18 protein-coding genes and 2 pseudogenes are annotated in these 21,271 nt (G+C 71.8%); 7 read left to right on the forward strand and 13 right to left on the reverse strand.

Features of this window, described 5'->3' with window-relative positions; genetic code table 11:
- Nucleotides 1–21: 21 nt before the first annotated feature.
- Nucleotides 22–801 (reverse strand): hypothetical protein, encoded by a 780-nt coding sequence (locus ABEA82_RS26855; RefSeq protein WP_345664236.1) that lies wholly within the window; start codon nt 799–801, stop codon nt 22–24.
- A gap of 495 nt (nt 802–1,296) precedes the next feature.
- Nucleotides 1,297–1,725, reverse strand: coding sequence for a VOC family protein (locus ABEA82_RS26860; RefSeq protein ID WP_345664237.1), 429 nt, complete (start codon nt 1,723–1,725; stop codon nt 1,297–1,299).
- 283 nt (nt 1,726–2,008) lie between these two features.
- On the opposite strand from ABEA82_RS26860, the gene ABEA82_RS26865 reads away from it, so the two are divergent.
- A complete protein-coding gene (locus ABEA82_RS26865; protein WP_345664238.1) occupies nt 2,009–3,238 on the forward strand; it encodes a GNAT family N-acetyltransferase in 1,230 nt (409 codons plus the stop codon).
- Nucleotides 3,239–3,267: 29 nt separating this feature from the next.
- Here ABEA82_RS26865 and ABEA82_RS26870 read toward each other — a convergent pair whose 3' ends face one another.
- Entirely contained in the window at nt 3,268–3,987 is a 720-nt protein-coding gene (locus tag ABEA82_RS26870) for a B3/B4 domain-containing protein (RefSeq protein WP_345664239.1), read from the reverse strand.
- Between the two features lie 208 nt (nt 3,988–4,195).
- Here ABEA82_RS26870 and ABEA82_RS26875 point away from each other — a divergent pair, with 208 nt between their 5' ends.
- From ABEA82_RS26875 to ABEA82_RS26885, 3 genes are all read left to right on the forward strand, one after another.
- Nucleotides 4,196–4,771, forward strand: a complete 576-nt coding sequence (locus tag ABEA82_RS26875) for a helix-turn-helix domain-containing protein (protein ID WP_345664240.1) — start codon at nt 4,196–4,198, stop codon at nt 4,769–4,771.
- 103 nt (nt 4,772–4,874) lie between these two features.
- Entirely contained in the window at nt 4,875–5,249 is a 375-nt protein-coding gene (locus ABEA82_RS26880; RefSeq protein ID WP_345664241.1) for an SH3 domain-containing protein, read from the forward strand.
- A 58-nt stretch (nt 5,250–5,307) separates the two neighbouring features.
- Nucleotides 5,308–5,685, forward strand: coding sequence for a peptidase M23 (locus ABEA82_RS26885; RefSeq protein WP_345664242.1), 378 nt, complete (start codon nt 5,308–5,310; stop codon nt 5,683–5,685).
- A gap of 101 nt (nt 5,686–5,786) precedes the next feature.
- On the opposite strand, the gene ABEA82_RS26890 is transcribed toward ABEA82_RS26885, so the two are convergent.
- The 3 genes from ABEA82_RS26890 to ABEA82_RS26900 all read right to left on the reverse strand — a co-directional run bounded on the left by ABEA82_RS26890 (nt 5,787) and on the right by ABEA82_RS26900 (nt 8,078).
- Complete coding sequence (locus ABEA82_RS26890; RefSeq protein WP_345664243.1) at nt 5,787–6,236, reverse strand: hypothetical protein; 450 nt, start codon at nt 6,234–6,236, stop codon at nt 5,787–5,789.
- A gap of 85 nt (nt 6,237–6,321) precedes the next feature.
- Nucleotides 6,322–7,071 (reverse strand): class I SAM-dependent methyltransferase, encoded by a 750-nt coding sequence (locus ABEA82_RS26895; protein ID WP_345664244.1) that lies wholly within the window; start codon nt 7,069–7,071, stop codon nt 6,322–6,324.
- An 86-nt stretch (nt 7,072–7,157) separates the two neighbouring features.
- Nucleotides 7,158–8,078, reverse strand: a complete 921-nt coding sequence (locus ABEA82_RS26900; RefSeq protein WP_345664245.1) for an SCO2400 family protein — start codon at nt 8,076–8,078, stop codon at nt 7,158–7,160.
- Between the two features lie 354 nt (nt 8,079–8,432).
- On the opposite strand from ABEA82_RS26900, the gene ABEA82_RS26905 reads away from it, so the two are divergent.
- Nucleotides 8,433–8,882, forward strand: coding sequence for a spore-associated protein (locus tag ABEA82_RS26905; RefSeq protein WP_345664246.1), 450 nt, complete (start codon nt 8,433–8,435; stop codon nt 8,880–8,882).
- A 79-nt stretch (nt 8,883–8,961) separates the two neighbouring features.
- Here ABEA82_RS26905 and ABEA82_RS26910 read toward each other — a convergent pair.
- The 3 genes and pseudogenes from ABEA82_RS26910 to ABEA82_RS26920 all read right to left on the reverse strand — a co-directional run.
- A pseudogene (locus ABEA82_RS26910) lies at nt 8,962–9,090 on the reverse strand (hypothetical protein); the annotation flags it as partial.
- A gap of 7 nt (nt 9,091–9,097) precedes the next feature.
- Nucleotides 9,098–9,763 carry a response regulator gene (locus ABEA82_RS26915; RefSeq protein WP_345664247.1) on the reverse strand — a complete coding sequence of 222 codons (666 nt, stop codon included), beginning with the start codon at nt 9,761–9,763 and terminating at the stop codon, nt 9,098–9,100.
- Entirely contained in the window at nt 9,760–10,713 is a 954-nt protein-coding gene (locus tag ABEA82_RS26920; RefSeq protein WP_345664248.1) for a HAMP domain-containing sensor histidine kinase, read from the reverse strand. Before ABEA82_RS26920 ends, ABEA82_RS26915 begins: the two co-directional genes overlap by 4 nt.
- Nucleotides 10,714–10,920: 207 nt before the next feature.
- Here ABEA82_RS26920 and ABEA82_RS26925 point away from each other — a divergent pair, with 207 nt between their 5' ends.
- Both ABEA82_RS26925 and ABEA82_RS26930 read left to right on the forward strand, forming a co-directional pair.
- Nucleotides 10,921–11,241: a TraR/DksA family transcriptional regulator gene (locus tag ABEA82_RS26925; protein WP_345664249.1), complete on the forward strand. Its 321-nt coding sequence runs from the start codon at nt 10,921–10,923 to the stop codon at nt 11,239–11,241.
- A gap of 12 nt (nt 11,242–11,253) precedes the next feature.
- The gene (locus ABEA82_RS26930; protein ID WP_345664250.1) at nt 11,254–11,631 is read left to right on the forward strand and encodes a TraR/DksA family transcriptional regulator; all 378 of its coding nucleotides are present in this window, start codon (nt 11,254–11,256) and stop codon (nt 11,629–11,631) included.
- On the opposite strand, the gene ABEA82_RS26935 is transcribed toward ABEA82_RS26930, so the two are convergent.
- The 4 genes and pseudogenes from ABEA82_RS26935 to ABEA82_RS26950 all read right to left on the reverse strand — a co-directional run.
- On the reverse strand, nt 11,624–14,098 hold the full coding sequence (locus ABEA82_RS26935) for a SpoIIE family protein phosphatase (RefSeq protein ID WP_425588557.1): 2,475 nt from the start codon (nt 14,096–14,098) through the stop codon (nt 11,624–11,626). The two genes, ABEA82_RS26930 and ABEA82_RS26935, sit on opposite strands and share 8 nt — an antisense overlap.
- 60 nt (nt 14,099–14,158) lie before the next feature.
- Nucleotides 14,159–18,439 carry a HAMP domain-containing protein gene (locus ABEA82_RS26940; protein WP_345664251.1) on the reverse strand — a complete coding sequence of 1,427 codons (4,281 nt, stop codon included), beginning with the start codon at nt 18,437–18,439 and terminating at the stop codon, nt 14,159–14,161.
- Nucleotides 18,440–18,639: 200 nt separating this feature from the next.
- Nucleotides 18,640–19,158 carry a hypothetical protein gene (locus tag ABEA82_RS26945; protein WP_345664252.1) on the reverse strand — a complete coding sequence of 173 codons (519 nt, stop codon included), beginning with the start codon at nt 19,156–19,158 and terminating at the stop codon, nt 18,640–18,642.
- Between the two features lie 113 nt (nt 19,159–19,271).
- A pseudogene (locus ABEA82_RS26950) lies at nt 19,272–21,173 on the reverse strand (diguanylate cyclase domain-containing protein); the annotation flags it as partial.
- Nucleotides 21,174–21,271 lie beyond the last annotated feature (98 nt).

The following is a 21,271-nucleotide window of genomic DNA, read 5'->3' on the forward strand; positions in this document are numbered from 1 at the left end:
CTGATCCGCCCCGCTCCCCGTTCAGCCGGCGCGCAGCCCGGGTATCTCCCGCCGAGCCGCCGCGAACAGGTCCGGGTAGGAGCCGCCGTAGGTCGTCGCGGCGGCGAACAGCGCGTCGAGGGCCGCTCGCAGAGGGTTCGGCTCCACCGCGGCACGGAGGGCGGTCAGCGCCTTGGCCTGCTGGGCGACGTCCACACGCGGCCCGCCGGTCGCGTCGGCCCGGGCCCCGGGAACGCCGGGGCCGGTGCAGAGCCCTTCGCCTGCGCGGCCGGGCTCGTCTATCGGCTCCGGCAGGGCCTCTCCCCGCTCCACCGACTCCAGGGCCGTCGCGATCCGGTCGACGCCGATCAGCCCGGCCTTCACCACGGCCTGCCGCGCGGCCCAGCGGGCCATGCTCCGCTGGGCCTCGGGGCCCGCCGCGTCCACCGCGTCGGCGAGATCCCGGTCCAGCTGCACGAGTTCCAGGGCGTCGCCGCCGACCCGGCGCAGGCTCGGGCTGGGCGACCGGCCGCCCCAGAGCAGGGATTCGGCCTCCTCCCGTGCCGCCCGTGCCACGCTCTCCCGCTCCTCGCGACGACGGCTCTCCGCCTCGGCCTCCTCCTGTGGTGAGGGGGGCGGCGGAAGACTGCGGGCATGCCGGTGCCAGTACTCGGCGGTGCGTGAGGTCTGCCTGACCACCCGGTCCGGTCCCGCCGGGGCAGGCCAGAACTGCAGCAGGTAGTGGTCGACGGGGTCGCCGCCCTCGAGGACGGAGAGCTCCTCGTCCCGCGCCCGGTCCAGGTCGCGTCCGCAGTAGCGCACGCGGTGGTCGGCCTCGGCCAGACCGAACCTCGCACAGGGGCGCGTCCGCCCACGGCCGGACCATCACGGTGGTGGAGGAGGGCCGGAAGGAGACCTCTACGACCTCCTCCCACCGCTCGTCCGGCGGCGGCTCCGCGGTGTGCACCTCGACGGTCAGGTGGACGCGCCCCGTGTGCAGACCGGTGGTCAGAAAGAGGTGGCCGGGGATCGCGGCCCCGCACAGTCCGTTGAGCTGCCCGGCACAGGGGTGCGCGTCCCCCGCGCCCGGACCGTCCGCACTGCTCTCCACGTAGAACTGGCCGTAATGCACGTGGAGTTCGCCGTGGTACACGGTCCGCGTGCCCGAGCCAAGGGTCTGATCCGTCATGACGACGATGCTGCCAGCCGCCACTGACAACGGCCTTCGCCCGGGCGGCTGTTCGGCCAGGCGACTGTTCGGCCAGGCGGCTGTTTCGGCGGGGGCCGGGAGCGGCCTCGCCCCCGGCCCCGGTCGGCTCAGACCGCTCCGGGCACGTCCTCCGTGACGCCGTTCATCGTGGACGCGGGGTCGGTGCCGTACGGGCGGGTGATGATCTCCAGGCCGTGGCCTGCCGGGTCGAGGAAGTAGACGCCTCGCCCGCCGTCGTTGCGGTTGATCCGGCGCGGGTGGTTGCCGTGCGGATCGGCCTGGATGGGGATACGGGCCGCGACGAGACGGTCGAGGGCCTCGTCGAACTCGTCCTCGGAGACGAGGAACGCGTAGTGCTGCATCGGGATGTCGGCGTCGACGGTGAGGAAGTCCAGCGTGACACCGTTGGCGGTCGTCACCGGCAGGAAGACTCCGGCCGGATCCCCGACCTTCAGCCCCAGGATCTCCGCGAGGAAGTGCGCGGACTTCTCCCGGTCGCGGGAGAGAACGATGGTGTGGTTGAACTCGACTGACACGGTTGAATGCCTCCACGGGCATCTCCGCGGCGCCTCCATGCCTCACCCGGTCGGTGACCGGCACGCGATGCCGCGCGGTGGATCGTAGACGCGGGCGATCGTGACGTCGAGCGATTTTCGGCCGCGTCGCGGCGGGCGGGCGGGCCCCGACGAGCCTCCTCGGTCCCGGCCGGGACTCCTCTGTCCCGGCCGTAATTCGCTTGCCGCTTGCCATGGTTCAACGCTGCACTGTGGCCCGGCACCACGAGTCGTGGCGCGGTATCCCGAGGAGGCGGCAGCAGCGATGGAGATCCGTCCCACGACCGACAAGGATCTCGACGTCTTCGTCGACACGGTCCACGCCGCGTTCGGATACTTCCCGGAGACCCCGGTCGAGGGCGGCGGGCTCTGGTGGTCGGCGCTCGAAACGGACCGCTGCCTGCTCGCCGTGGCGGCGGACGGACGGCCCGTCGGTACCGCCGCCACACACTCCTTCGAGCTCACCCTGCCCGGTGAGGCCCTCGTCCCGGCCGCCGGGGTGACCGCCGTCGGCGTCCTGCCCACGCACCGGCGCCAGGGCGTGCTCAGCGCGATGATGCGGCATCAGCTCGCCGAGCTGCGGGCCCGCGGAGAGTTCCTTTCCGTGCTGCTGGCCTCCGAGGCCCCGATCTACGGCAGGTTCGGCTACGGGCCCGCCACCTACACGGCGCAGCTGAAGGTGCCACGCCACAGAGCCGCCCTCGCCGTTCCCCGGGCGGGCGGGACAGCCGGCGCACCCGCGGCCGGCTCGGACGACGGCTCGGTCGAGGTGCTGCGTCGGGCCGAGTGCGGCGAGATCCTGGAAGAGGTCTACGACCGGTATCGCCGCGCCCAGCCCGGCGCGCTGTCCCGGCCGCACCGCTGGTGGGCCCTGCGCGCGGGGCAGCCACCGATATCGCCGGCGCCGCGCTACATCGCTGTCCACCGGGACGCCGACGGGGTTCCGGACGGTTACGCCAGCTACTCGATCGAGTCCGGCACCCTGACGGTCGACGAGACCATCGCCACCGACGACGCCGTCTTCACGGCCCTGGCCCGGTTCACTCTCGGACACGACCTGGTCTCTCAGGTCGTGTTCAAGCAGGTCCCGTCCGATCACCCGCTGCGCTGGCGGTTCGCGGACTTCCGCGCCGGCGAGGTGAGCGGGGACATGGACTGGCTCTGGGTGCGGCTGCTGGACGTCCCGCGCGCGCTGACCGCGCGTGGCTGGTTCACGGACGGCGAGCTCGTCCTCGACGTCGACGACCCGTTCCTCGGCGAACAGGGGCGCTACCTGCTGACCGTCCGGGACGGCAAGGCCGACTGCGTCCCGACGGACCGGAAGCCCGACCTGTCCCTGGACATCAGCGACCTGGGCTCCGTCTACCTCGGCGGCACCGCCCCGGGCACGCTCGTGCGTGCCGGGCACATCCGGGCCCACCACCCGGGCGCGGCCACCCTCGCCGACGCGCTCTTCCGCACCGAGCGCTCCCCGCACTGCCTGCACTGGTTCTGACCGGAGGGTGCGCGAAGAGCGAGGGGCTGTCAGGCGGGGAGCCGGGTCTGCGTGTCGGGGTGGGCCGGGCTGACGTACCGCACGGTGCTCTGGTCGCAGTGCGGTCGGAGCAGGGTCCGCAGGTCGTCGGCCGCGGTCTTGAGCAGGTGCCCGTCACGGGTGGCGGCGACGGTCTCCAGGAGGAAGGCGACGTGGGTGGAGTCCTCGGTGACGCGGGTGCGGTGGGCGTCGCGGTGGTTCCAGTGCCGGGTGAGCACGTCGGTGGAGTCGGTGTAGATGATCTCGCCCGGCTTGGGGTTCTCGACGGTGCCGCTCTCGCCGAGCGGGGTGAAGGTCTCGCTGCCGTCGGCGTGGCGGATCTCGACGTCTCCGGTGACGTGGTCGAGGTCGAAGGCGCCGGCGGGCAGGCCGTGGCGGACGGAGACGGCGTTGTAGGAGTCGACGGCCGGGTTGATCCGGGGCAGGGTGCCCCTCTTGGTGAGGCGCCGGCCCAGGGCGTCGACGCTGGGCCGGATGCGGCGCGGATTGGTGCCGAAGGAGCGGTAGGCGGCGTGCCACGCCTCGATGCGGGGGTCGCTCTCGTCGGCCGGCTGCCAGACGCCGCCGGCGAGTCGCGCTTCCAGGTCTTCCAGGGCGGCGGTGGTGGCGGGCCAGGTTTGGCGGCTGCGCAGCCCGGTGGCGGTGACGACGGCGATGAGAGTGTCGGGAAAGGCGTCGGCGACGGCGGGGCTGATACGGAAGAGGGTCATCAGAGGGTCCGTTCCGGGAGTGGAGCTGGGGCGGGCAGCGAGGTCAGGCGGCGCGCGGGTAGCCGCCCGGGGCCGGCAGCGGAGCGATCACGGGTACATCCCTTACCATCAATGGAACGACCACACCGTACAACGCACCGACCGTCCGTCGTCAACCGAACGACCGCACGGTGCAGTGCACTGACCCACTGCCTGAAGGGATGAAGCGATGGCCGAGGCCGAGGCGGCACTGCGGACGCTCGCACACAACGTCCGCGCGGCCCGCACCCGCGCCGGGCTCTCCCTGGACGAACTCGGCCGCCGCGCCAAGGTCAGCAAGGGTGCTCTGGTCGGGCTGGAGAAGGCCCAGGGGAACCCGAACTTCGCGACGCTGGTCCGCCTCGCCGACACTCTCGGCGTTTCCGTCTCCGCCCTGCTGGAAGGCCGCCCCGAGGAACGGGTCCGTGTGGTGAGCGCCGACGCCGTCATGCCCCTGTGGAAGGGTGAGCGCGGCAGCGAGGCGCGGCTCATGCTGACCACCGGCGGCCCGGCGGCCACCGAGGTCTGGCGCTGGACGCTGGAGCCCGGCGAGGAGTATCCGAGCCACCCCCATCAGGCCGGCGTGACCGAAACCGTCAGCGTCACCGCCGGACAGATGGTGCTCGTGGTCGACGGCGCCGAGTACCCGGTCGAGGCGGGGCAGACAGCCACGTTCGACGGCGACACCGCCCACACCTACCGCGGCTCGGGAGACGGAACCTGCCATCTGATCATGACCGTCCACCTGCCGCCCGGCCCCGCGTAGAGGGCCCCACCCTCAGCACGACCCTGACAATTGTCAGGGACCGTGTCGTCCCAGGTCTCCCTACAGTTCTGAGCGTCGGCCACATCATCAGGGGGATCTCGACATGACCACGCGTATCTTCGCCAGGGCCGCGCTCGTCGGCGCCGGGGCGCTCGCGCTGCTCGGCCCGCTCACCGCGGGGACCGCAGCCGCGTCCTCGGCGGCCGAGGACGGCACCGCCCGTGTCATGGCCGCGCCGTACGCGGTCGTGCCCTACGAGACCGTCAACGTCCGCTCCGGACCGGCCCGTTCGTACGACAAGGTCGGTTCCGTGGCGGCCGGGCAGCCGCGCGGCGCCTACTGCTGGACCCGCGGCGAGACCATCAGCGACCACGGCTACACCAACAACGTGTGGGTGAAGCTCGTCGAGGGCTACGTCAGCGCCGTCTACCTCAAGGGCAACGAGTACGGCGACCTGCCCGCCTCGGCGACCTGCTGACCGTGGCGCGACCGCGACAACCCACCACACCATCACCGTCGTCCTACGGGGGACACACATGAAGCGACTGATCAGCCGTACCGCCATGGGCCTCGCCGTGGCCGCGCTCGCCGTCGGCGGCCTGGCCACCACCGCCCAGGCCGCTCCGGCCGCCGCGGCCAACAGCGGCGACCCGGCCCTGACCGACGTCTACGTCTGGGCGACCGACGTCAACCTGCGCCAGCAGCCCACCACCGACTCCCCCCGCCTCGCGGTCCGTTCGCAGTGGTGGGCGGACGCCGTGTGCCAGACGCAGGGCCAGACCGTGCGCGATCCGGCCGTCGGCACCAACAACTGGTGGACGGCGGTGCAGGAGTTCGCCGGCAGCGACATCGCCTGGGTGAACAACCTCTACATCCGGGGCGGCGTAAAGATCGCCGGAGTCCCGGACTGCTGACGCACCGTCCTCTCCACCCGTTCACACACCCGCGGCGGGTCACCGGTCTCCCGGTGGCCCGCCGCGGGGCGTGCGGGTCAGGCGCGCGCCTGAGCCGCCCCTCAGTACCAGCCGGTGGCGACCAGGTCGTGGCCGTCGCAGGAGAGCACGGCGCGCGAGACACGGCCGTTGAGGTTGTTGCCCATCTGCGTGTAGGCGTAGGTGATGCCGGGGTCGACGGTCTCGGAGACCCAGCCGTCGACGCGGCCCACGCCGCCGTTCGAACGCTGGAGCACCGCGGCGCAGTTGGCCCGGGAGTTCTCGATCCGGGCGAACGAGCCGCACTTGTCGGAGTAGAAGTACTTCAGGGCCATGCCCTCGGCGTACTTGGTCGCCCCGACCTGCCGGAACGTGCCGGTGCAGAAGGACGTGGTGGGATACTGCCCCTCCATGCCGTAAGCCCCGTAGTTGCCGCCCGAGTACGGCGCGGCCTGGGCGGAGGTCGGGAGGAGCGCCAGCACCGCGGCGGCGCCTCCGGCGGCCAGCAGTGTCGTGAGCGATCGGCGGCTCATGAGCCCTCTTTCGTGTCGTCGGCGAGTGTTTCGGTCGTGCTGTGCCGACCGTAGGAGCCGCCACCGCACCTGCGACACCTGACACTTACCAGGGTCGGCCGGCGACGGCTTCCACCCGCCGGGCGACGAACACGAACTCCCGGCCCGGCCGGTCCGGCGCGTCGCGCACGTCCTCCACCGCGTAGCCCTGCGCGTGCAGTTCCGCCTCGACCTCCTGCCGCTCGCGGAACCTCAGCGTCGACTCCGAGGTCAGCATCTGCCCGTCCGCGGCGAACCCATAGGTCTGACGGAACGTCACCAGCGGTCCGCTCACATCGAGCAGGTCGACCCAGTACTCGACCGCGCCGACGCCCGGCACGTCCGTGACGATGTACGTGGCCTCGCGGTTCCACTCTTCCCAGGCGCGGCGGGCCGGCACCCGGGTCTCGAAGACCAGCCGGCCACCGGGCCGCAGTGCCTCACGGGCCCCGCGCAGGGTCCTGCGCCACTCCTCGGGATCGACGATCTCCTGGGCGGCGTTGCCGGTCATGGTCGCGAGGTCGGCGGCCACTGGCGGGAGGGCCGTCGCATCGCCGTGGATCCACCGCACCCGCTCGCCGCCCGGCTTGCCCCGGGCGACGCGCAGGGACGCCGCGGCGGGATCGACGCCGACGGTCTCGATGCCGCGTTCCGCCAGCATCAGCGCGAACGTCCCGGTTCCGCAGCCGATGTCGAGCACCCGGCGGGCCCCGTACTCCTGCGCCATGCGCAGATACGGGTCGAGGTCGACGCGGTCGGGGTCGAGCGGGTCGTAGACCGCGGCGAGCCGCGGATGCCGGAAGCACTCGTCAGCCATGCGGCCGACGGTACGAAGGGCGGCCGCGGGCGGCCACCGGTTTTCCGGTGGCCGCTCCCGCGTGCCCCGGCCGGGGCTCGCGAGTTTCAGCCGAGGCAGATGACGAGCAGGCAGAGCTCCTTCGAGTCCGAGGGGGACGTCGCGGACTGAGCGGGGCTCGTCGCGGGCGGGGGCGTCGCGGGCGACGCCGGCTGCCGGGCGTCCGCGCCCTCGTCGTCGGCGGGCGGTGTCGTCTGCTCGGTCCCCTTCGACGTGGACTTGCCGGCGGTGCCGGTGGCCGTGTCGACGGTGCTCGGGACGGTGGACTGCGGCGGTGTCGATCTCGGCAGCTCGCGGGGCGTGGCTGCCGCGTCCGTGCGCGGGTCCGACGGCGTGGTGCGGGGAGCGGCGTCCCGGGGCTGCTCGCGGTGCGAGGCGCGGTCGGCGTGCGGCGGGGTGGTGGGCGTGGGCGAGGAGCGCGGGGTGTTCTGCCGGCTCGACGTCGGTTCGGTGTACGTCGGCGCCTCCCCGGCGGCGCCTCCCATGGTCGTGTCCTCCGGCGCAGTGGCCGCCCGCACGCCGTGCGTGGAGTCGCCGTTCAGGGCGGAGACGGTCAGACCGCCTCCGACGAGCGCGACGGCGGTCGCCACCACGGCCCGGCGCTGATTCTTCTTCCAGCGGGCCAGCTGCCGGCGCCGCGCGGCACGTCCCTGCTGCGGCGCCTCGTAACCGGCGGTCGCCGGCGCGGCGGTGTCCGCGGCCTCGTGGCCGCCCGGCGGGTCCGTGTCCGGGCCCTGGGAGCCGGCGGAGGCCCCGGTGTGGGCGAGGGGGAGTTCCCGCGTACCGGCACGGGTCTCGTCCCAGACGCTCCGGTCGTCCCACGCGTTCTCGGCACGCCAGGCGCCCGCGGCGACCGGGCCGCTACGGCCGCCGGCGGCGGACGGGTCGATGTCCGGGGCGTAGGCGCCGCACCCCGGGCAGACCAAGGCGCCGTTGAGGTGCCGACGGCACGAGGAGCAGTAGTCCATGTCTGGTCTTCCCGATCTGGCCGTGCCGGCGGCTCGCCGGCCGCGGCCTGGTCACTTTCGCACGTGGGATCGAGCCGTAACGCTAACGAGACTTTGAAAGGGGGATGTGCAGTCGGTGTGACACCCCTGAGCAGATCCTCTGGATCTCGCGTGTGCCACAAGTGACCCGTGAGTGAAAGCGGCGCCGTCTGGGCATCATCGTGCGCCGCCACGGACGGCCCCCGACCGTCCGGAGGGCCGCCCGTACGCCGCCAACTCCCCCGATTTTCCTGCGAACTGACGCACAACCCTTTGGACCCTCCACGGGTCACACCATGCAGGAGCAACCACCTCGAAGAGTTGCAAGGGGGAAATATGCGATTCACCCGTTCCGTTCTGGCCGCGTCCGCCGTGGCCGCCCTGTCGGTGGGGACCATGACCGCCATGGCGTCGCCCGCGTCGGCCGCGCCGAACACCACTCCGCAGAAGGTCTGCGGCAGCGCGTACAAGACCGTGAACTCGGCCGCCGTCGGCACGCAGGGCACCGTGTACCTGACGTACAACGCCTCCAACGGCAAGAACTGCGTCGCGACCATCCGCAACAACCCGGGCACCGCGCAGCAGATGTCCGCGTGGATCTACGTCCCCGACACCGAGCTGGGGGACTCGGACGAGGGCACCTACACGTCGTACGCCGGACCGACCTACGTCTACGGCAAGGGCCACTGCGTGGACTGGGGCGGCAGCATCAACAACGTGTACGTGCAGGTGTACGGCTCCAACTGTGCCTCCCTCAAGGAAAAGCGGGTCACGTTCACCCGCTGACGCGCCCCTGAACCACCCTGAACCACCCCTTGCCGGGCCATCGCCTTCCCGTCACCGTCGCGTGGGAAGGGGGTGGCCCGGCGAAGTCGGTGAGGGAGTCGCCGCCGAAGACGGCCAGGGCGGTGAGGATGAAGGCGGCCCCGATGCCGGTGTCGACCGTGCGGGGCAGGGTCTGCGGGAGTGCGCGGTCGGCGACGGTCGCGCAGGGCGCCGCGTCAGGGTTCGATGAGACCGGCGCGGATCGCGTACCGCGTGAGTTCCAGACGGTCGCGCAGTCCGAGCTTGTGCAGCAGGTTCGCCCGGTGCCGATGGACGGTCTTGATGCTGATGAAGAGCAGCTCGGCGATCTCCTTGGAGGAGTGGCCCTCGGCGACGAGCTTGAGCACCTCCTCCTCCCGGGGCGTGAGGACCTGCTCGGGCGGCTCCTCGCCGTGACGGACCCGGTCGAGGTAGTTGCGGATGAGGGCGGTGACGGCCCCCGGGTACAGGAACGGCTCGTCGCGCATGGCGGCCCGGCAGGCGGCGACCAGGTCCCGGTCGGCCACGGACTTCAGCACGTAGCCGCTGGCGCCGGCCTTCAGCGACTGGAAGAAGTACTGCTCGTTGTCGTGCATGGTCAGGATCAGCACGCGCAGGTCCGGCTTGAGCGCGGTCAGCTCGCGGGCGGCCTGGATGCCGGTCATCCGGGGCATGGCGATGTCCAGCACCGCGAGGTCGACCTCCGTGCCGCGGGCCAGGGCGATGGCCTCGGCGCCGTCTCCGGCCTCGGCGACCACCTGGAGATCCGGCTCCCGGTCGAGGATGAGCCGCACTCCGCGCCGCACCAGCGCGTGGTCGTCGGCGAGGAGGATACGGGTCACGGGTGTGTCGGTCGTGGTCATGACTGCTTCCTGGGGACGGGCACGGTCAGCCGGACCTGCGTACCGGTGTGCGGCCGGGAGGTGACGTCCAGCGTGGCCCCGAGGAGCAGGGCCCGCTCGCGCATCCCCCGGATTCCCGCGCCTTCCCGCGCGATCCCGGTACCGCGGCCGTCGTCCGCGACGGCCAGCACCACCGTGCCGTCGGTGTGGCGCAGGCTCACCTCCACCCGGCGGGCCTCGGCGTGGCGGGCCGCGTTGGTCAGAGCCTCCTGGGCGACGCGGTACAGCACCAGTTCGGTCTGCTCGTCCAGCGCGGGCAGGCCGGAGTCGAAACGGCGCACCAGGCGCAGTTCGGTGTGGGTGGCGAACTCGGTGGTCAGCGAGGTCAGGGCGCTGACCAGGCCCAGGTCGTCCAGCACGCCCGGCCGCAGCCGGCGCACCAGGCGGCGCACCTCGTCCAGGCTCTCCCGGGTGATCTCCTGGGCCTGGTGCAGCTCACCACGCAACGGCTCCTCCGCCTCGTCCGCCGCCCGCTTCAGCCCGAGCAGGATCGCCGTCATGCTCTGGCCGACCTCGTCGTGGAGCTCCTGGGCGATGCGGCGCCGTTCGGCCTCCTGCGCGAGCAGCACGCGGGCGCTGCTGGAGGCCCGTTCGTGCTCCAGCCTCTCCAGCATGGCGTTGAAGGTGCGGATCAGCTCGGCGATCCCGCCGCTGCCGTGCTCCGGCAGCCGCTGCCCGGGGCGCAGCAGGTCGACGGTGGTCATCAGCTTCGTCAGCCGGGCCAGAGGGGCCAGCCCGATCCGCAGCAGGGCCGCGTTGGCGATCAGCATGACCGCCAGGCCGGCCACCAGGATGACCGCCTCGGTCAGCAGGACCGGCACGGAGACGGTCACGGGAGCCCACAGCAGCAGCGCGGTCGCGGCCCCCAGCACCACCGCGTTCAGGGCGAAGATCCGCCAGAACAGGGACACCGGGACGACACCTTCCTCTTCGTGATGAGCCGCGGCCGCGACTGCGGACCGGCCTGCCCCCAGCCTGCCGCGCCCCACCGGCTGCGTCGATGGGCTCCAATGCCCATTTCCGCCCCTGACCTGCCCCTCCCCGGCCGGCCCGCGCCGGGCCACAGATGGGTATTGCGCCCGATGGGTTTTCCGCTGCGCATCGGCCACGGTGAAGACATGAACGCACCCCGCACCGAGGCCCGGACAGCCCGCCTCACGGCACACGAGGCCCGTCAGCGCCTGGAACACGAGCGCACCACCCGGCTGACCCAGCTGAAGGCCATCGACGAGGCCGGGCCGGACGAGGCCGAGCAGCTGATGCCGGCGCAGAGGGACACCATCGAGCGGGTCCTCAAGGAGATCGACGCCGCCTTCGCCCGCGTCCAGGACCGCAGCTACGGCGTCTGCCAGGGCTGCTCCACCCGCATCCCCGTCGAGCGCCTGGAAATCCTGCCCTACACGCGGTTCTGCGTACCCTGCCGGCGCAACACCGCCTGACCGAGAGGTGACGTGGTGAACCAGATCACCGGCGACCGCGACGCGGCACTGTCCGCCGAGGACCTCGCGGCGCTGCGCGAGAACCTGCACGAGCAGCGCCTGTTCCGCCGGGAACAGCTCCAGCAGCTGACGGCCGCCGCGGCGCCCCGCACCCAGGCGCTGCTCGACCGGCGGGCCACCTCCCAGACCGAGGTCCGTGTCCAGCTCGCCGCGTCGGCCCGTATGGTCCTCGCCGACGTCGAAGCCGCCCTGAGCCGCATGGACCGGGGGCACTACGGCGCCTGCGAGCTGTGCCGCGGGCCCATCGACCGCGCACGGCTGATGATCGTGCCGCAGGCCCGCTACTGCGCGCGCTGCCAGCACGTCAGGCAGACCGGGCCGCTCACATGACTTCGATGCTGATGATGCAGGTGTCGTCGTCGGTGTCGGACTTGCTGTAGGTGAGCAGGTGGTCGAGCCGCTGGTCGAGGGTGGTCTTGGTGGCGCTCGCGGTCACCAGGAGATGGTTCAGGGACTCCTCCATGGAGCGGTCCCTGCGCTCCACCAGTCCGTCGGTGTACATCAGCAGGGTGTCGCCCAGCTCCAGCTGCATGTCCGCCTCCTCGTAGGTGACGTCCGAGACCGCTCCGAGCAGCAGCCCCTTGAGCAGCGGCATGGTCGTCGCCTGCCCCTCGCGCACCAGCACCGGCGGCAGGTGCCCGGCGCGGGCCCAGCGCAGGACGCGGCTCGAGGGGTCGTACAGCGCGCAGACCGCGGTGGCCGTCACCGAGTCGGAGAGGTGGTGGGCGACGTTGTTCAGCCAGGACAGCAGCTGGGCCGGGCCCGCTCCGGTGACGGCCAGTCCGCGCAGGGCGTTGCGCAGCACGACCATGCTGGTGGCCGCCTCGATGCCGTGTCCGGCGACGTCTCCCACGCTCAGCAGGATGTGCTTCGAGGGCAGGACCACGGCGTCGTACCAGTCGCCGCCCACCAGGTGATCGGTCTCGGCGGGCCGGTAGCGCACGGCCGTGCGCAGTCCCGGCGCGTCCAGGGGCGCCGCCGTGACCGGCATGATGGCCTGCTGCAGTTGCAGGGTCAGCCGGTTGCGCTCCGCGGCCTGCTGTTCCGAGTAGGCGAGCTGGTCGCGGGTGGCGGCGAGGGCGACCTCCGTCCAGTGCTGGGCCGACACGTCCTGGTAGGCGCCGCGCACCGCGAGCAGGCTCTCGTCGACGTCCACGACCGGTTCGGCCACCACGCGCATGTGCCGGGTCACCCCGTCGGGCCGTTGCAGGCGGAAGGCCGCCGACGCCGGCTTGCGGTGATGCAGCACGGTTCGCAGGAAGCGGCCGATGGTGACGGCGTCGTCGGCGTGGGCGTGGGCGCGCAGTTCCTCGACGGGGACGGGCCCGGCGATCTCCTCCCGGCCGTAGAGGGCGAACAGCTGGCTGTTCCAGGTGATTTCGCCGGTGACGAAGTTCTCCTCGAAACCACCGATGCGGCCGAGGCGCTGCGCGTGCTCGAGCAGATTGGCCAGACGGGCCACCTCGTCCTCGATCCGCCAGATCAGCAGCACGCTGCTGCCGTGCCGGGTGATGCTGACCTCGGCGACGGACGACAGCGGCACCTGGTCCACCAGCGCGGTGAGGGTCATACGACCGGCCCGGAACGGCTCGCCCGTGGCGTAGACCCGCTCCACGTGGTGGAACAGGCCGCTCTCGTCGGCGGCCATCGGGTACGCCTCCAGCAGCAGCGTGCCGTTGACGGCGCTGCGGGAGCGCCCGGCGGGGTCGCGGAAGCGGTGGTTGGCGTGGTGGATGCGGAAGTCGGTGAGATGCCCGGAGTCGTCCACCTGGGGCAGGAGCACCAGCGCGGGGTCGTACAGCGCGTCGGCCAGGTCCACCAGTTCCGACAGCGCGTTCGTCACGGTGGGGCCGTCGAGCGACGAGACGGCGGAGGACGAGTGGATCTCCAGGGTGTGCGCGCACAGTTCCGCGAGCGCTTCCAACTGGCGTACGACCGCGGGCGGCTGGTCGGTCAGCGGCCCCGGCCAGCAGATCTCCAGGACGCCGTGGATCCGCCCGCCGACACCGGTGGGGACGGCCACCCGTCCACCGTCGGGGTGGTGGGTGCGGCCGATGGACGGCGGGCCCTGCACCGCCAGGGACTCGATCCACTCCGGCCTGCGCTCGGTCAGCGCGGTGCGGGCGACGGTCGCCACCCCCGGCGGCACATAGCGCCAGCGCTCCGCCTCGCCCGCGGGGAAGCCGGAGCTGCCCGCGAGTGTCAGGGAGCCGTCGGCACCGGCCGCCCAGATCGCGACTCCGGTCGCCCCCAGAGGTTTCAGGGCGTGCTCCAGCAGGGAGTCGGCGACCGCCTGGGTGTCCCCGGCGGCCAGGGCGCCGCTTTCCGCGGTGCGCAGCCGTACGGCGGCGGACGCGGCCTGTGCGGTGGTGGGTGAGGTGCCGTCGACGGCCGTCACGAAGTCGACCGCGACGTCGGTCAGGCGGTCGCGTGCCGCCTGGTTGATGATGTCGGCGGCCAGTTCGAGCGGGGTCGTGGCCGACTGGTCCGCGAGTTCGGCGAGTTGCCTGGCGGCTTCCGCGGGGCCGCAGTGCAGGCGCTCGACGAGCACGCCCTTGGCGAGATCGATCAGGGCGCGCCCGTCGGCCGCGGCCTGCGCCGCCTGTACCTCATGGCGCAGGCGGTCCACGGTGGCGGCCAGCCGGCCGACCGGGGACGTCGGCGGCCGGCCGGGCGTCCTCGCGGCCGGTATGTCATCACCCCCGGCGGGAGCGGCGGGCGACAACTCCGCCCCGCTGACGCGCCGTTGCGGCTCGCCCTCCTGGTCGGGCTCGCCGGGGAGGTCAGTGATGCTCACGTGGGCACAGCTCCTTCTGGCCCGGACAACGGGCGGGAGACGGTGTGATGCCGGCCGGCCTCACGAGGACAACCAGCGGCGCACGCAGGCGATGAGGTCGCCCGCGTCGACGGGCTTGGTCACGTAGTCGCTCGCGCCGGACGCCAGGCTCTTCTCCCGGTCGCCCGGCATGGCCTTGGCGGTGACCGCCACGATCGGCAGATCGTGGTACTCGGGCATCTTCCTGATCTCGGCGGTCGCGGCGTAGCCGTCCATCTCGGGCATCATCACGTCCATCAGCACGAGGCGGATCTCGGGGTGCGCGGTGAGGATGTCGATGCCCTTGCGGCCGTTCTCCGCGTGCAGCACGCGCAGGCCGTGCAGTTCGAGGATGCCGCTGAGGGCGAACAGGTTGCGGGCGTCGTCGTCGACGACGAGCACCGTGTGCCCGGCCAGGGCGCTGTCGACCTCCGGCGCCGCACTCAGGCTCTCCTCCATCCGCACGAGCGGCACCACGTCGCCGGGTTGTTCGGCCGACAGGTGCAGGGTGATCCGTTCCTTCAGTTCGTCCAGGCTGGACAGCACTTCCAGCGACCGGTTCTCCGCCCGCTTCTGCAGGGCGGCCTCCTGCGCCACGCTCGGGCGGTGGTTGTTGTGGACGAGGAGCGGAACGGTGGCCAGAGCGGCGTCCCCGTCGACCGCCTCGAGCAGCCGCGGTCCCTCGCCGTCGGGCAGGTCCAGGCTGAGCACGACGCAGTGGCACGGCCCGGCCGCCAGGGCGGAGGCCGCCTCCTGGGCGTTCATGGCGGTGACGATCTCCACGGTGTCGCGCGGATCCCGTACGGCGCGGCTGTGGTCCAGGTCGGCGACGGCGCTCTCGGCGACCACGGAGAGCAGCCCCCGGACGCGTTCCTCGACGACCAGCAGCCGCCGCTTGTGCTGCGGTGCGGGTGCGGCCGGGGCCGGACCCGGACGCTGCCCCTCGGCCGCGGACAGCGCGCCCGCGTCGCTCTGCGACTCGTCCGGCCGTGGTGCGGCGGTGAGGTCCTCGAAGTCGGAGCGGGTCACCGGGAGGTAGAGCGTGAAGGTGCTGCCCTGCCCCGGGGTGCTGTCCACGGTGACCGCCCCGCCCAGCAGGTGCGCGATCTCCCGGGTGATGGACAGGCCCAGGCCGGTTCCCCCGTACTTGCGGCTGGTGGTGCCGTCCGCCTGCTGGAAGGCGCCGAAGATGGTCTCCAGCTGCTGCTCGGGGATGCCGATGCCGGTGTCCTCGACCCGGAAGGCCACCACGGGGCCGCCGCGGTGCACGGGCTCGGGCACTTCGGCGTCGGCCGCCGGCTCGATGAGCAGTGTGACGCCGCCCCGCTCGGTGAACTTCACGGCGTTGGACAGCAGGTTGCGCAGGACCTGCCGCAGCCGTGCGTCGTCGGTGACCAGATCGGCCGGTGCGCCCGGGGAGCTGGTGATGGCGAAGGTCAGGCCCTTCTGGGTGGTCATCGGCCGGAAGGTGGCCTCGACGTAGTCCAGGAGGCGGCGCAACGGCACCCGTTCGGGGGCGATGTCCATCTTCCCCGCCTCGACCTTCGACAGGTCGAGGATGTCGTTGATGAGTTGCAGCAGGTCCGAACCCGCGGAGTGGATGATCCCCGCGTACTCCACCTGCTTCGGCGTCAGGTTCCGGGAGGGGTTCTGGGCGAGCAGCTGGGCGAGGATGAGCAGGCTGTTCAGGGGCGTGCGCAGCTCGTGGCTCATGTTGGCCAGGAACTCCGACTTGTACTTCGAGGCCGACGACAGCTGCTTGGCGCGGTCCTCCAGCTCCTGGCGGGCCTGCTCGATCTGCAGGTTCTTCGCCTCGATGTCCCGGTTCTGCGTGGCCAGCAGGGTGGCCTTCTCCTCCAGTTCGGCGTTCGACCGCTGCAGTTCTTCCTGGCGGACCTGGAGTTCCTCGGAGCGGACGCGCAGTTCGTCGGCGAGCCGCTGCGACTCGCCGAGCAGTTCGTCGGTCCGGGCGTTGGCGAGGATGGTGTTGACGTTGACGCCGATGGTCTCCGTCAGCTGGCCCAGGAAGTCCTGGTGGATCTGGGTGAAGCGGCTGACCGAGGCGAGCTCGATGACGCCGAGGACCTGTTCCTCGACGGTGATGGGGAGCACCACGAGCGAGGTGGGGGCGGTGCGGCCGAGCCCGGAGGAGATGGTCACGTAGTCGGCGGGGAGTTCGTCCACGGTGATGGTGCGGCGGCTGCGTGCCGCCTGGCCGATCAGGGTGTGGCCGACGGGGATGCGTTCCTGCCGGTCGCCGTCGGCGGGATAGCCGTAGGAGCCGATGAGCCGCAGCTCGACGCCCGTACCGGCCTCCTCGGCCAGGTAGAACGCCCCGTACTGCGCGGAGACCAGGGGCGTCAGCTCGTCCATGATGAGTTCGGCGACGACGTTCAGGTCCCGGTGGCCCTGCATGAGGGAGGAGACGCGGGCCAGGTTGGACTTCAGCCAGTCCTGTTCCTGGTTCGCCTGGGTGGTCTCCCGCAGGGACTCCACCATCGCGTTGATGTTGTCCTTGAGCTCGGCCACCTCGCCGGACGCGTCCACCGTGATCGAGCGGGTGAGGTCGCCCTCGGCGACGGCGCTGGCCACCTCGGCGATCGCCCGCACCTGCCGGGTCAGGTTGCCGGCCAGCTCGTTGACGTTCTCGGTGAGCCGCTTCCAGGTGCCCGAGACGCCCTCGACCTCGGCCTGGCCACCGAGGCGGCCCTCACTGCCCACCTCCCGCGCGACACGGGTGACCTCCGCCGCGAACGAGGACAGCTGGTCCACCATCGTGTTGATCGTGGTCTTGAGCTCCAGGATCTCGCCGCGCGCGTCGACGTCGATCTTCTTGGACAGGTCGCCGTTGGCGACGGCCGTGGTGACCAGCGCGATGTTGCGGACCTGGCCGGTCAGGTTGGAGGCCATCACGTTGACGTTGTCGGTGAGGTCCTTCCACGTGCCGGCGACGTTCGGCACGTGGGCCTGGCCGCCGAGGCGTCCCTCGGTGCCGACCTCGCGGGCCACACGGGTGACCTCGTCCGCGAAGGCGGAGAGGGTGTCGACCATCGTGTTGATGGTTCCGGCCAGGGCGGCCACCTCGCCCTTGGCCTCCACGGTGATCTTCTGTGACAGGTCGCCCCGGGCCACGGCGGTGGCGACCTGGGCGATGGACCGGACCTGGCCGGTCAGGTTGGAGGCCATCACGTTGACGTTGTCGGTGAGGTCCTTCCAGGTGCCGGAGACACCGCGCACATGTGCCTGGCCGCCGAGGTTGCCCTCGGTGCCGACCTCCCGGGACACCCTGGTGACCTCGTCCGCGAACGAGGACAGCTGGTCGACCATCGTGTTGATGGTCTCCTTCAGCTCCAGGATCTCGCCGCGGGCGTCCACGCGGATCTTCTGCGACAGGTCGCCCTGCGCCACGGCCGTGGTCACCTCGGCGATCGAGCGGACCTGCGCGGTCAGGTTGTCGGCCATGATGTTGACCGACTCCGTCAGGGCCTTCCACGTGCCGGAGACGCCCTTGACGTCGGCCTGGCCGCCGAGCCGCCCCTCGGTGCCGACCTCCCGCGCCACCCGCGTGACCTCGTCGGCGAACGCCGACAGCTGGTCGACCATCGTGTTGATGGTGTTCTTCAGCTCCAGGATCTCGCCCCGGGCATCGACGGTGATCTTCTGCGACAGGTCGCCCTTGGCGACCGCGGTGGCCACCTGGGCGATGGACCGCACCTGACCGGTCAGGTTGCCGGCCATGAAGTTCACCGAGTCGGTCAGGTCACGCCAGGTGCCCCTGACGCCCTTGACGTCGGCCTGGCCGCCGAGCCGCCCCTCGGTGCCGACCTCCCGCGCCACCCGGGTCACCTCGTCCGCGAAGCCCGACAGCTGGTCGACCATCGTGTTGATGGTGTTCTTCAGCTCCAGGATCTCGCCCCGGGCGTCCACGTCGATCTTCTGCGACAGGTCGCCCTTGGCGACCGCGGTGGCCACCTGGGCGATGTCACGGACCTGGGTGGTCAGGTTGCCGGCCATGGCGTTGACCGAGTCGGTCAGGTCGGCCCAGGTGCCGGACACTCCGGGCACCTTGGCCTGTCCGCCCAGGGTGCCCTCGGTACCGACCTCGCGCGCCACCCGGGTCACCTCGGAGGTGAAGAGCGACAACTGGTCGACCATGCCGTTGAACACGGAGGCGATCTCGCCGAGCAGGCCGCCCGCCTCTTCGGGCAGCCGGGTGCCGAAGTCGCCGTCGCGCACCGCCGTCAGCCCGGCCAGCAACCGCCGCAGCTCCGGCTCACCCGGTACCTGGCCCGGCCCCTCGATCACGGTACCCGCGCTGTCCATGCTCTCCCTCTCCCCCACGCCCCATCGGCGTGCACTCGGACGTCCGCCTCGTCATCGAGGCCGGCACGCCGCCCCCACCCACTGCACAGAAGCTCCATCATATGGCCACCCGGTACCGGGATTGACTCCGGCAAGTATTGCCGGAAAGCAACATTCCGTGTCGAGACGGTTGGGGGGGGGAGGACTCGGCGCCGCGGGTGTCACGGCACGGGGGGAGGCGGGGCCTGCTGGGCCGCGTTGGCCGCGCTTCTCATGCCCAGGGTCACGGCCTGCATGTCGCCGGGGTCGCTGCGGCGCAGAGTGTAGAGCTTGGCCATGGCCAGGAGACTGGGGCCCCAGAGGAAGAGGGAGAGCCACCACATGTCCCTGGCCACGTAGACGCCTGCGACGAGCATGGCGAAGCTGACTCCGGCGCCGAGCCAGAGTCCGGTCATCCGCAGCGCGTGCTGGCGCTTCTGCTGTGCCAGTCGCACCATGCGTTCCGCCGCCTCCCTGGCGTTCTCCTCGGCACGGGCGGTGGCCTCCCGCTGCATGTCGAGCTGTTTGAGGCGGAGTTGGTGCTCCCGCTTCAGCTGGGGTTCCAGGGCTTCGAAGGCGATCTTCAGCTTCTCCGGTCCGCCGAGGGCGGCTCCCCAGCGCATGGCGATGTCCAGACCGGCCGAGACGACGGGGTCGTCCTGGGGTAGAGGCAGAGCACCGCTGTTCTCTTCCGTACTCACTGCCGGGCGCCTCCGTCGCCGTTTCCTGCTGGGGCGTATTCGAGTGCCGTCGGTTCGGGAGGCGGCCCGAGTCGTACGAGGAGCCGGGCGAGGGTGTGCTCCAGCGTCTCGCCGGCCGCTCTGGCCACCGCGGGGGTCTCGTCCTGCATGTGCGGGGCGTACAGCTCGACCCGGTCCTTCCCCCAGGCTTTGGCGCGGTAGGTGGCCAGGTCGGCGTTGCGCAGCAAGTCGCCCGCGGCGAGTTCCGGCTCGGCGAAGGCGATTCCGATGGACGCGGTGACCTTGATGTCGCTGCCCTCGATGGTGCAGGGCTGGGACAGGGTGATGCGCAACCGGTGGGCGAGCTCCAGGACGTGTTCCTCGCGGGTCGGGTCGTCGCGGGCGCTGTCGTCCACGACGAGGGCGGCGAACTCGTCGCCGCCCAGGCGGGCCGCGGTGTCGTTCCGTACGGTCTGCTTGAGCCGGTGGGCGGTCCGGACCAGGAGTTCGTCGCCCGCCTGATGGCCGAAGCGATCGTTGACGGCCTTGAAGTCGTCGAGGTCGACGAAGAGCACCGCGATGCCGTGGTCGCCCTCGCCGCGGTCGGCGAGGGCCTGCTCGACCCGCTGGGTGAACAGCGCGCGGTTGGGCAGGTCGGTGAGCGGATCGTGCTCGGCGCTGTGCCGCAACTGAGCCTGCAGGCGGGCCCGGTCGGTCACGTCCCGGCTGTTGAGGACGAGGCCGCCCTGGTGGCGCTTGACGGTCGACTCGACGTGCAGCCAGCCGCCGTCGCCCGACCGGAAGCGGCACTCGATGCGGGTGGTGGGTTCGTCGGCGGGTCCGGCGCCGAGGAAGCGGCGCACCTCGTGCAGGACACGCCCCAGGTCCTCGGGGTGCACGAGCGCGCCGAGGTCGCTGCCGATCAGCTCTTCGGCGTCGCGGCCGAGGACGTCGCGCGCGGACGGGGACACGTAGCGCAGGACTCCGCTGGGAGCGGCGATCATGATGACGTCGCTGGAGCCCTGCACCAGGGAGCGGAAGTGGTTCTCCCTCTGCACCAGTTCCTGGGTGAGGGCGATGTTGTCGAGCAGCATGACGCTCTGTCGCGCCACCAGAGCGAGCACGACCGAGCCGCCGGTCAGGAGCACCACATGGTCCACGCTGCGGCCGTCGAGGACGTTGTGGAGGATCCCGAGGGTGCAGACGCCGGCGGCCAGATAGGGGGTGAGGGCCGCCAGTGAGGACCCCGCCCTCCTCCTGGCGTCCGGACGGCCGGGTGCCTCCGGTTGCCGATTCCGGGACGGGACCCAGGGGGCGTACGCGAGGAGCAGGGAGCCGGCGAACCAGCCCGCGTCGAGGATCTGGCCGGGACGGTAGGTGCTGCGCAGCAGGGGGGAGGTGAACAGGGCGTCGCTCAGCACAGTGAGGGCGAGTGCGCCGATCGCGGTGCTGACCGCGGCGCGATGTGCCCCGGAGCGTCTGAAGTGCAGGGCGATCACCATGCTGACCAGGGCGATGTCGAGCAGCGGACAGGCCAGCGACAGCGCGGTGTGCGCCACGCCGGGGCCGTGCGACGTCGCGGCCTGGGCGAGGGCGAGGCTCCAGGCCAGGGTGAGCAGTGAGCCGCCGATCAGCCAGGCGTCCAGCCCGAGGCAGACCCAGCCCGCCCGCGTCACCGGCCGTTTCGCGAGGACCAGCAGGCCGAGGACGGCCGGCGGCGCGAACCCGAGGAAGAGCAGGTCGGCGTAGCTGGGATTCGGCACGGGCATCTTCAGAACGACCTCGTACCACCCCCGAACGAGGTGGCCGAGGGCCGCCATCGCCGAGGAGAGGGCGAACAGCAGCCAGGCGGGGCTGAAGCGGGTGCGGCGGGTGCGGGAGTAGCGGAAGCAGGACACGGCGGCGGCCGCGGCCGCGGCACCGAGCCCGAAGTTCCCCATGACCGAGGCGGCTTGGGCCGAGCCCCAGCCGAGCGCGGAACCGACGGCGTATCCCGCGCACAGCAGGGCCAGGACGAGCTGGTGACGCGTGCCCACAGCGCTCCGGTTGCCTCTTGACGTTCCCTGGGTGATGTCGCCGTCGAAGCTACGCGGCGCGGTCCGCGTTCGGGGCGAGCAGGACCGTTTGAGACCCG

The sequence above is a fragment of the Streptomyces venetus genome (assembly GCF_039540295.1).
Classification (GTDB): domain Bacteria; phylum Actinomycetota; class Actinomycetes; order Streptomycetales; family Streptomycetaceae; genus Streptomyces; species Streptomyces venetus.

What these genes read in the sequence shown, in the direction of transcription:
- ABEA82_RS26940 (WP_345664251.1), bottom strand. Translation starts at nt 18,439, where the DNA reads ATGGACAGCGCGGGTACCGTGATCGAGGGGCCGGGCCAGGTACCGGGT.
- ABEA82_RS26875 (WP_345664240.1), top strand. Translation starts at nt 4,196, where the DNA reads ATGGCCGAGGCCGAGGCGGCACTGCGGACGCTCGCACACAACGTCCGC.
- ABEA82_RS26905 (WP_345664246.1), top strand. Translation starts at nt 8,433, where the DNA reads ATGCGATTCACCCGTTCCGTTCTGGCCGCGTCCGCCGTGGCCGCCCTG.
- ABEA82_RS26865 (WP_345664238.1), top strand. Translation starts at nt 2,009, where the DNA reads ATGGAGATCCGTCCCACGACCGACAAGGATCTCGACGTCTTCGTCGAC.
- ABEA82_RS26900 (WP_345664245.1), bottom strand. Translation starts at nt 8,078, where the DNA reads ATGGACTACTGCTCCTCGTGCCGTCGGCACCTCAACGGCGCCTTGGTC.
- ABEA82_RS26880 (WP_345664241.1), top strand. Translation starts at nt 4,875, where the DNA reads ATGACCACGCGTATCTTCGCCAGGGCCGCGCTCGTCGGCGCCGGGGCG.
- ABEA82_RS26925 (WP_345664249.1), top strand. Translation starts at nt 10,921, where the DNA reads ATGAACGCACCCCGCACCGAGGCCCGGACAGCCCGCCTCACGGCACAC.
- ABEA82_RS26895 (WP_345664244.1), bottom strand. Translation starts at nt 7,071, where the DNA reads ATGGCTGACGAGTGCTTCCGGCATCCGCGGCTCGCCGCGGTCTACGAC.
- ABEA82_RS26890 (WP_345664243.1), bottom strand. Translation starts at nt 6,236, where the DNA reads ATGAGCCGCCGATCGCTCACGACACTGCTGGCCGCCGGAGGCGCCGCC.
- ABEA82_RS26915 (WP_345664247.1), bottom strand. Translation starts at nt 9,763, where the DNA reads ATGACCACGACCGACACACCCGTGACCCGTATCCTCCTCGCCGACGAC.
- ABEA82_RS26885 (WP_345664242.1), top strand. Translation starts at nt 5,308, where the DNA reads ATGAAGCGACTGATCAGCCGTACCGCCATGGGCCTCGCCGTGGCCGCG.
- ABEA82_RS26870 (WP_345664239.1), bottom strand. Translation starts at nt 3,987, where the DNA reads ATGACCCTCTTCCGTATCAGCCCCGCCGTCGCCGACGCCTTTCCCGAC.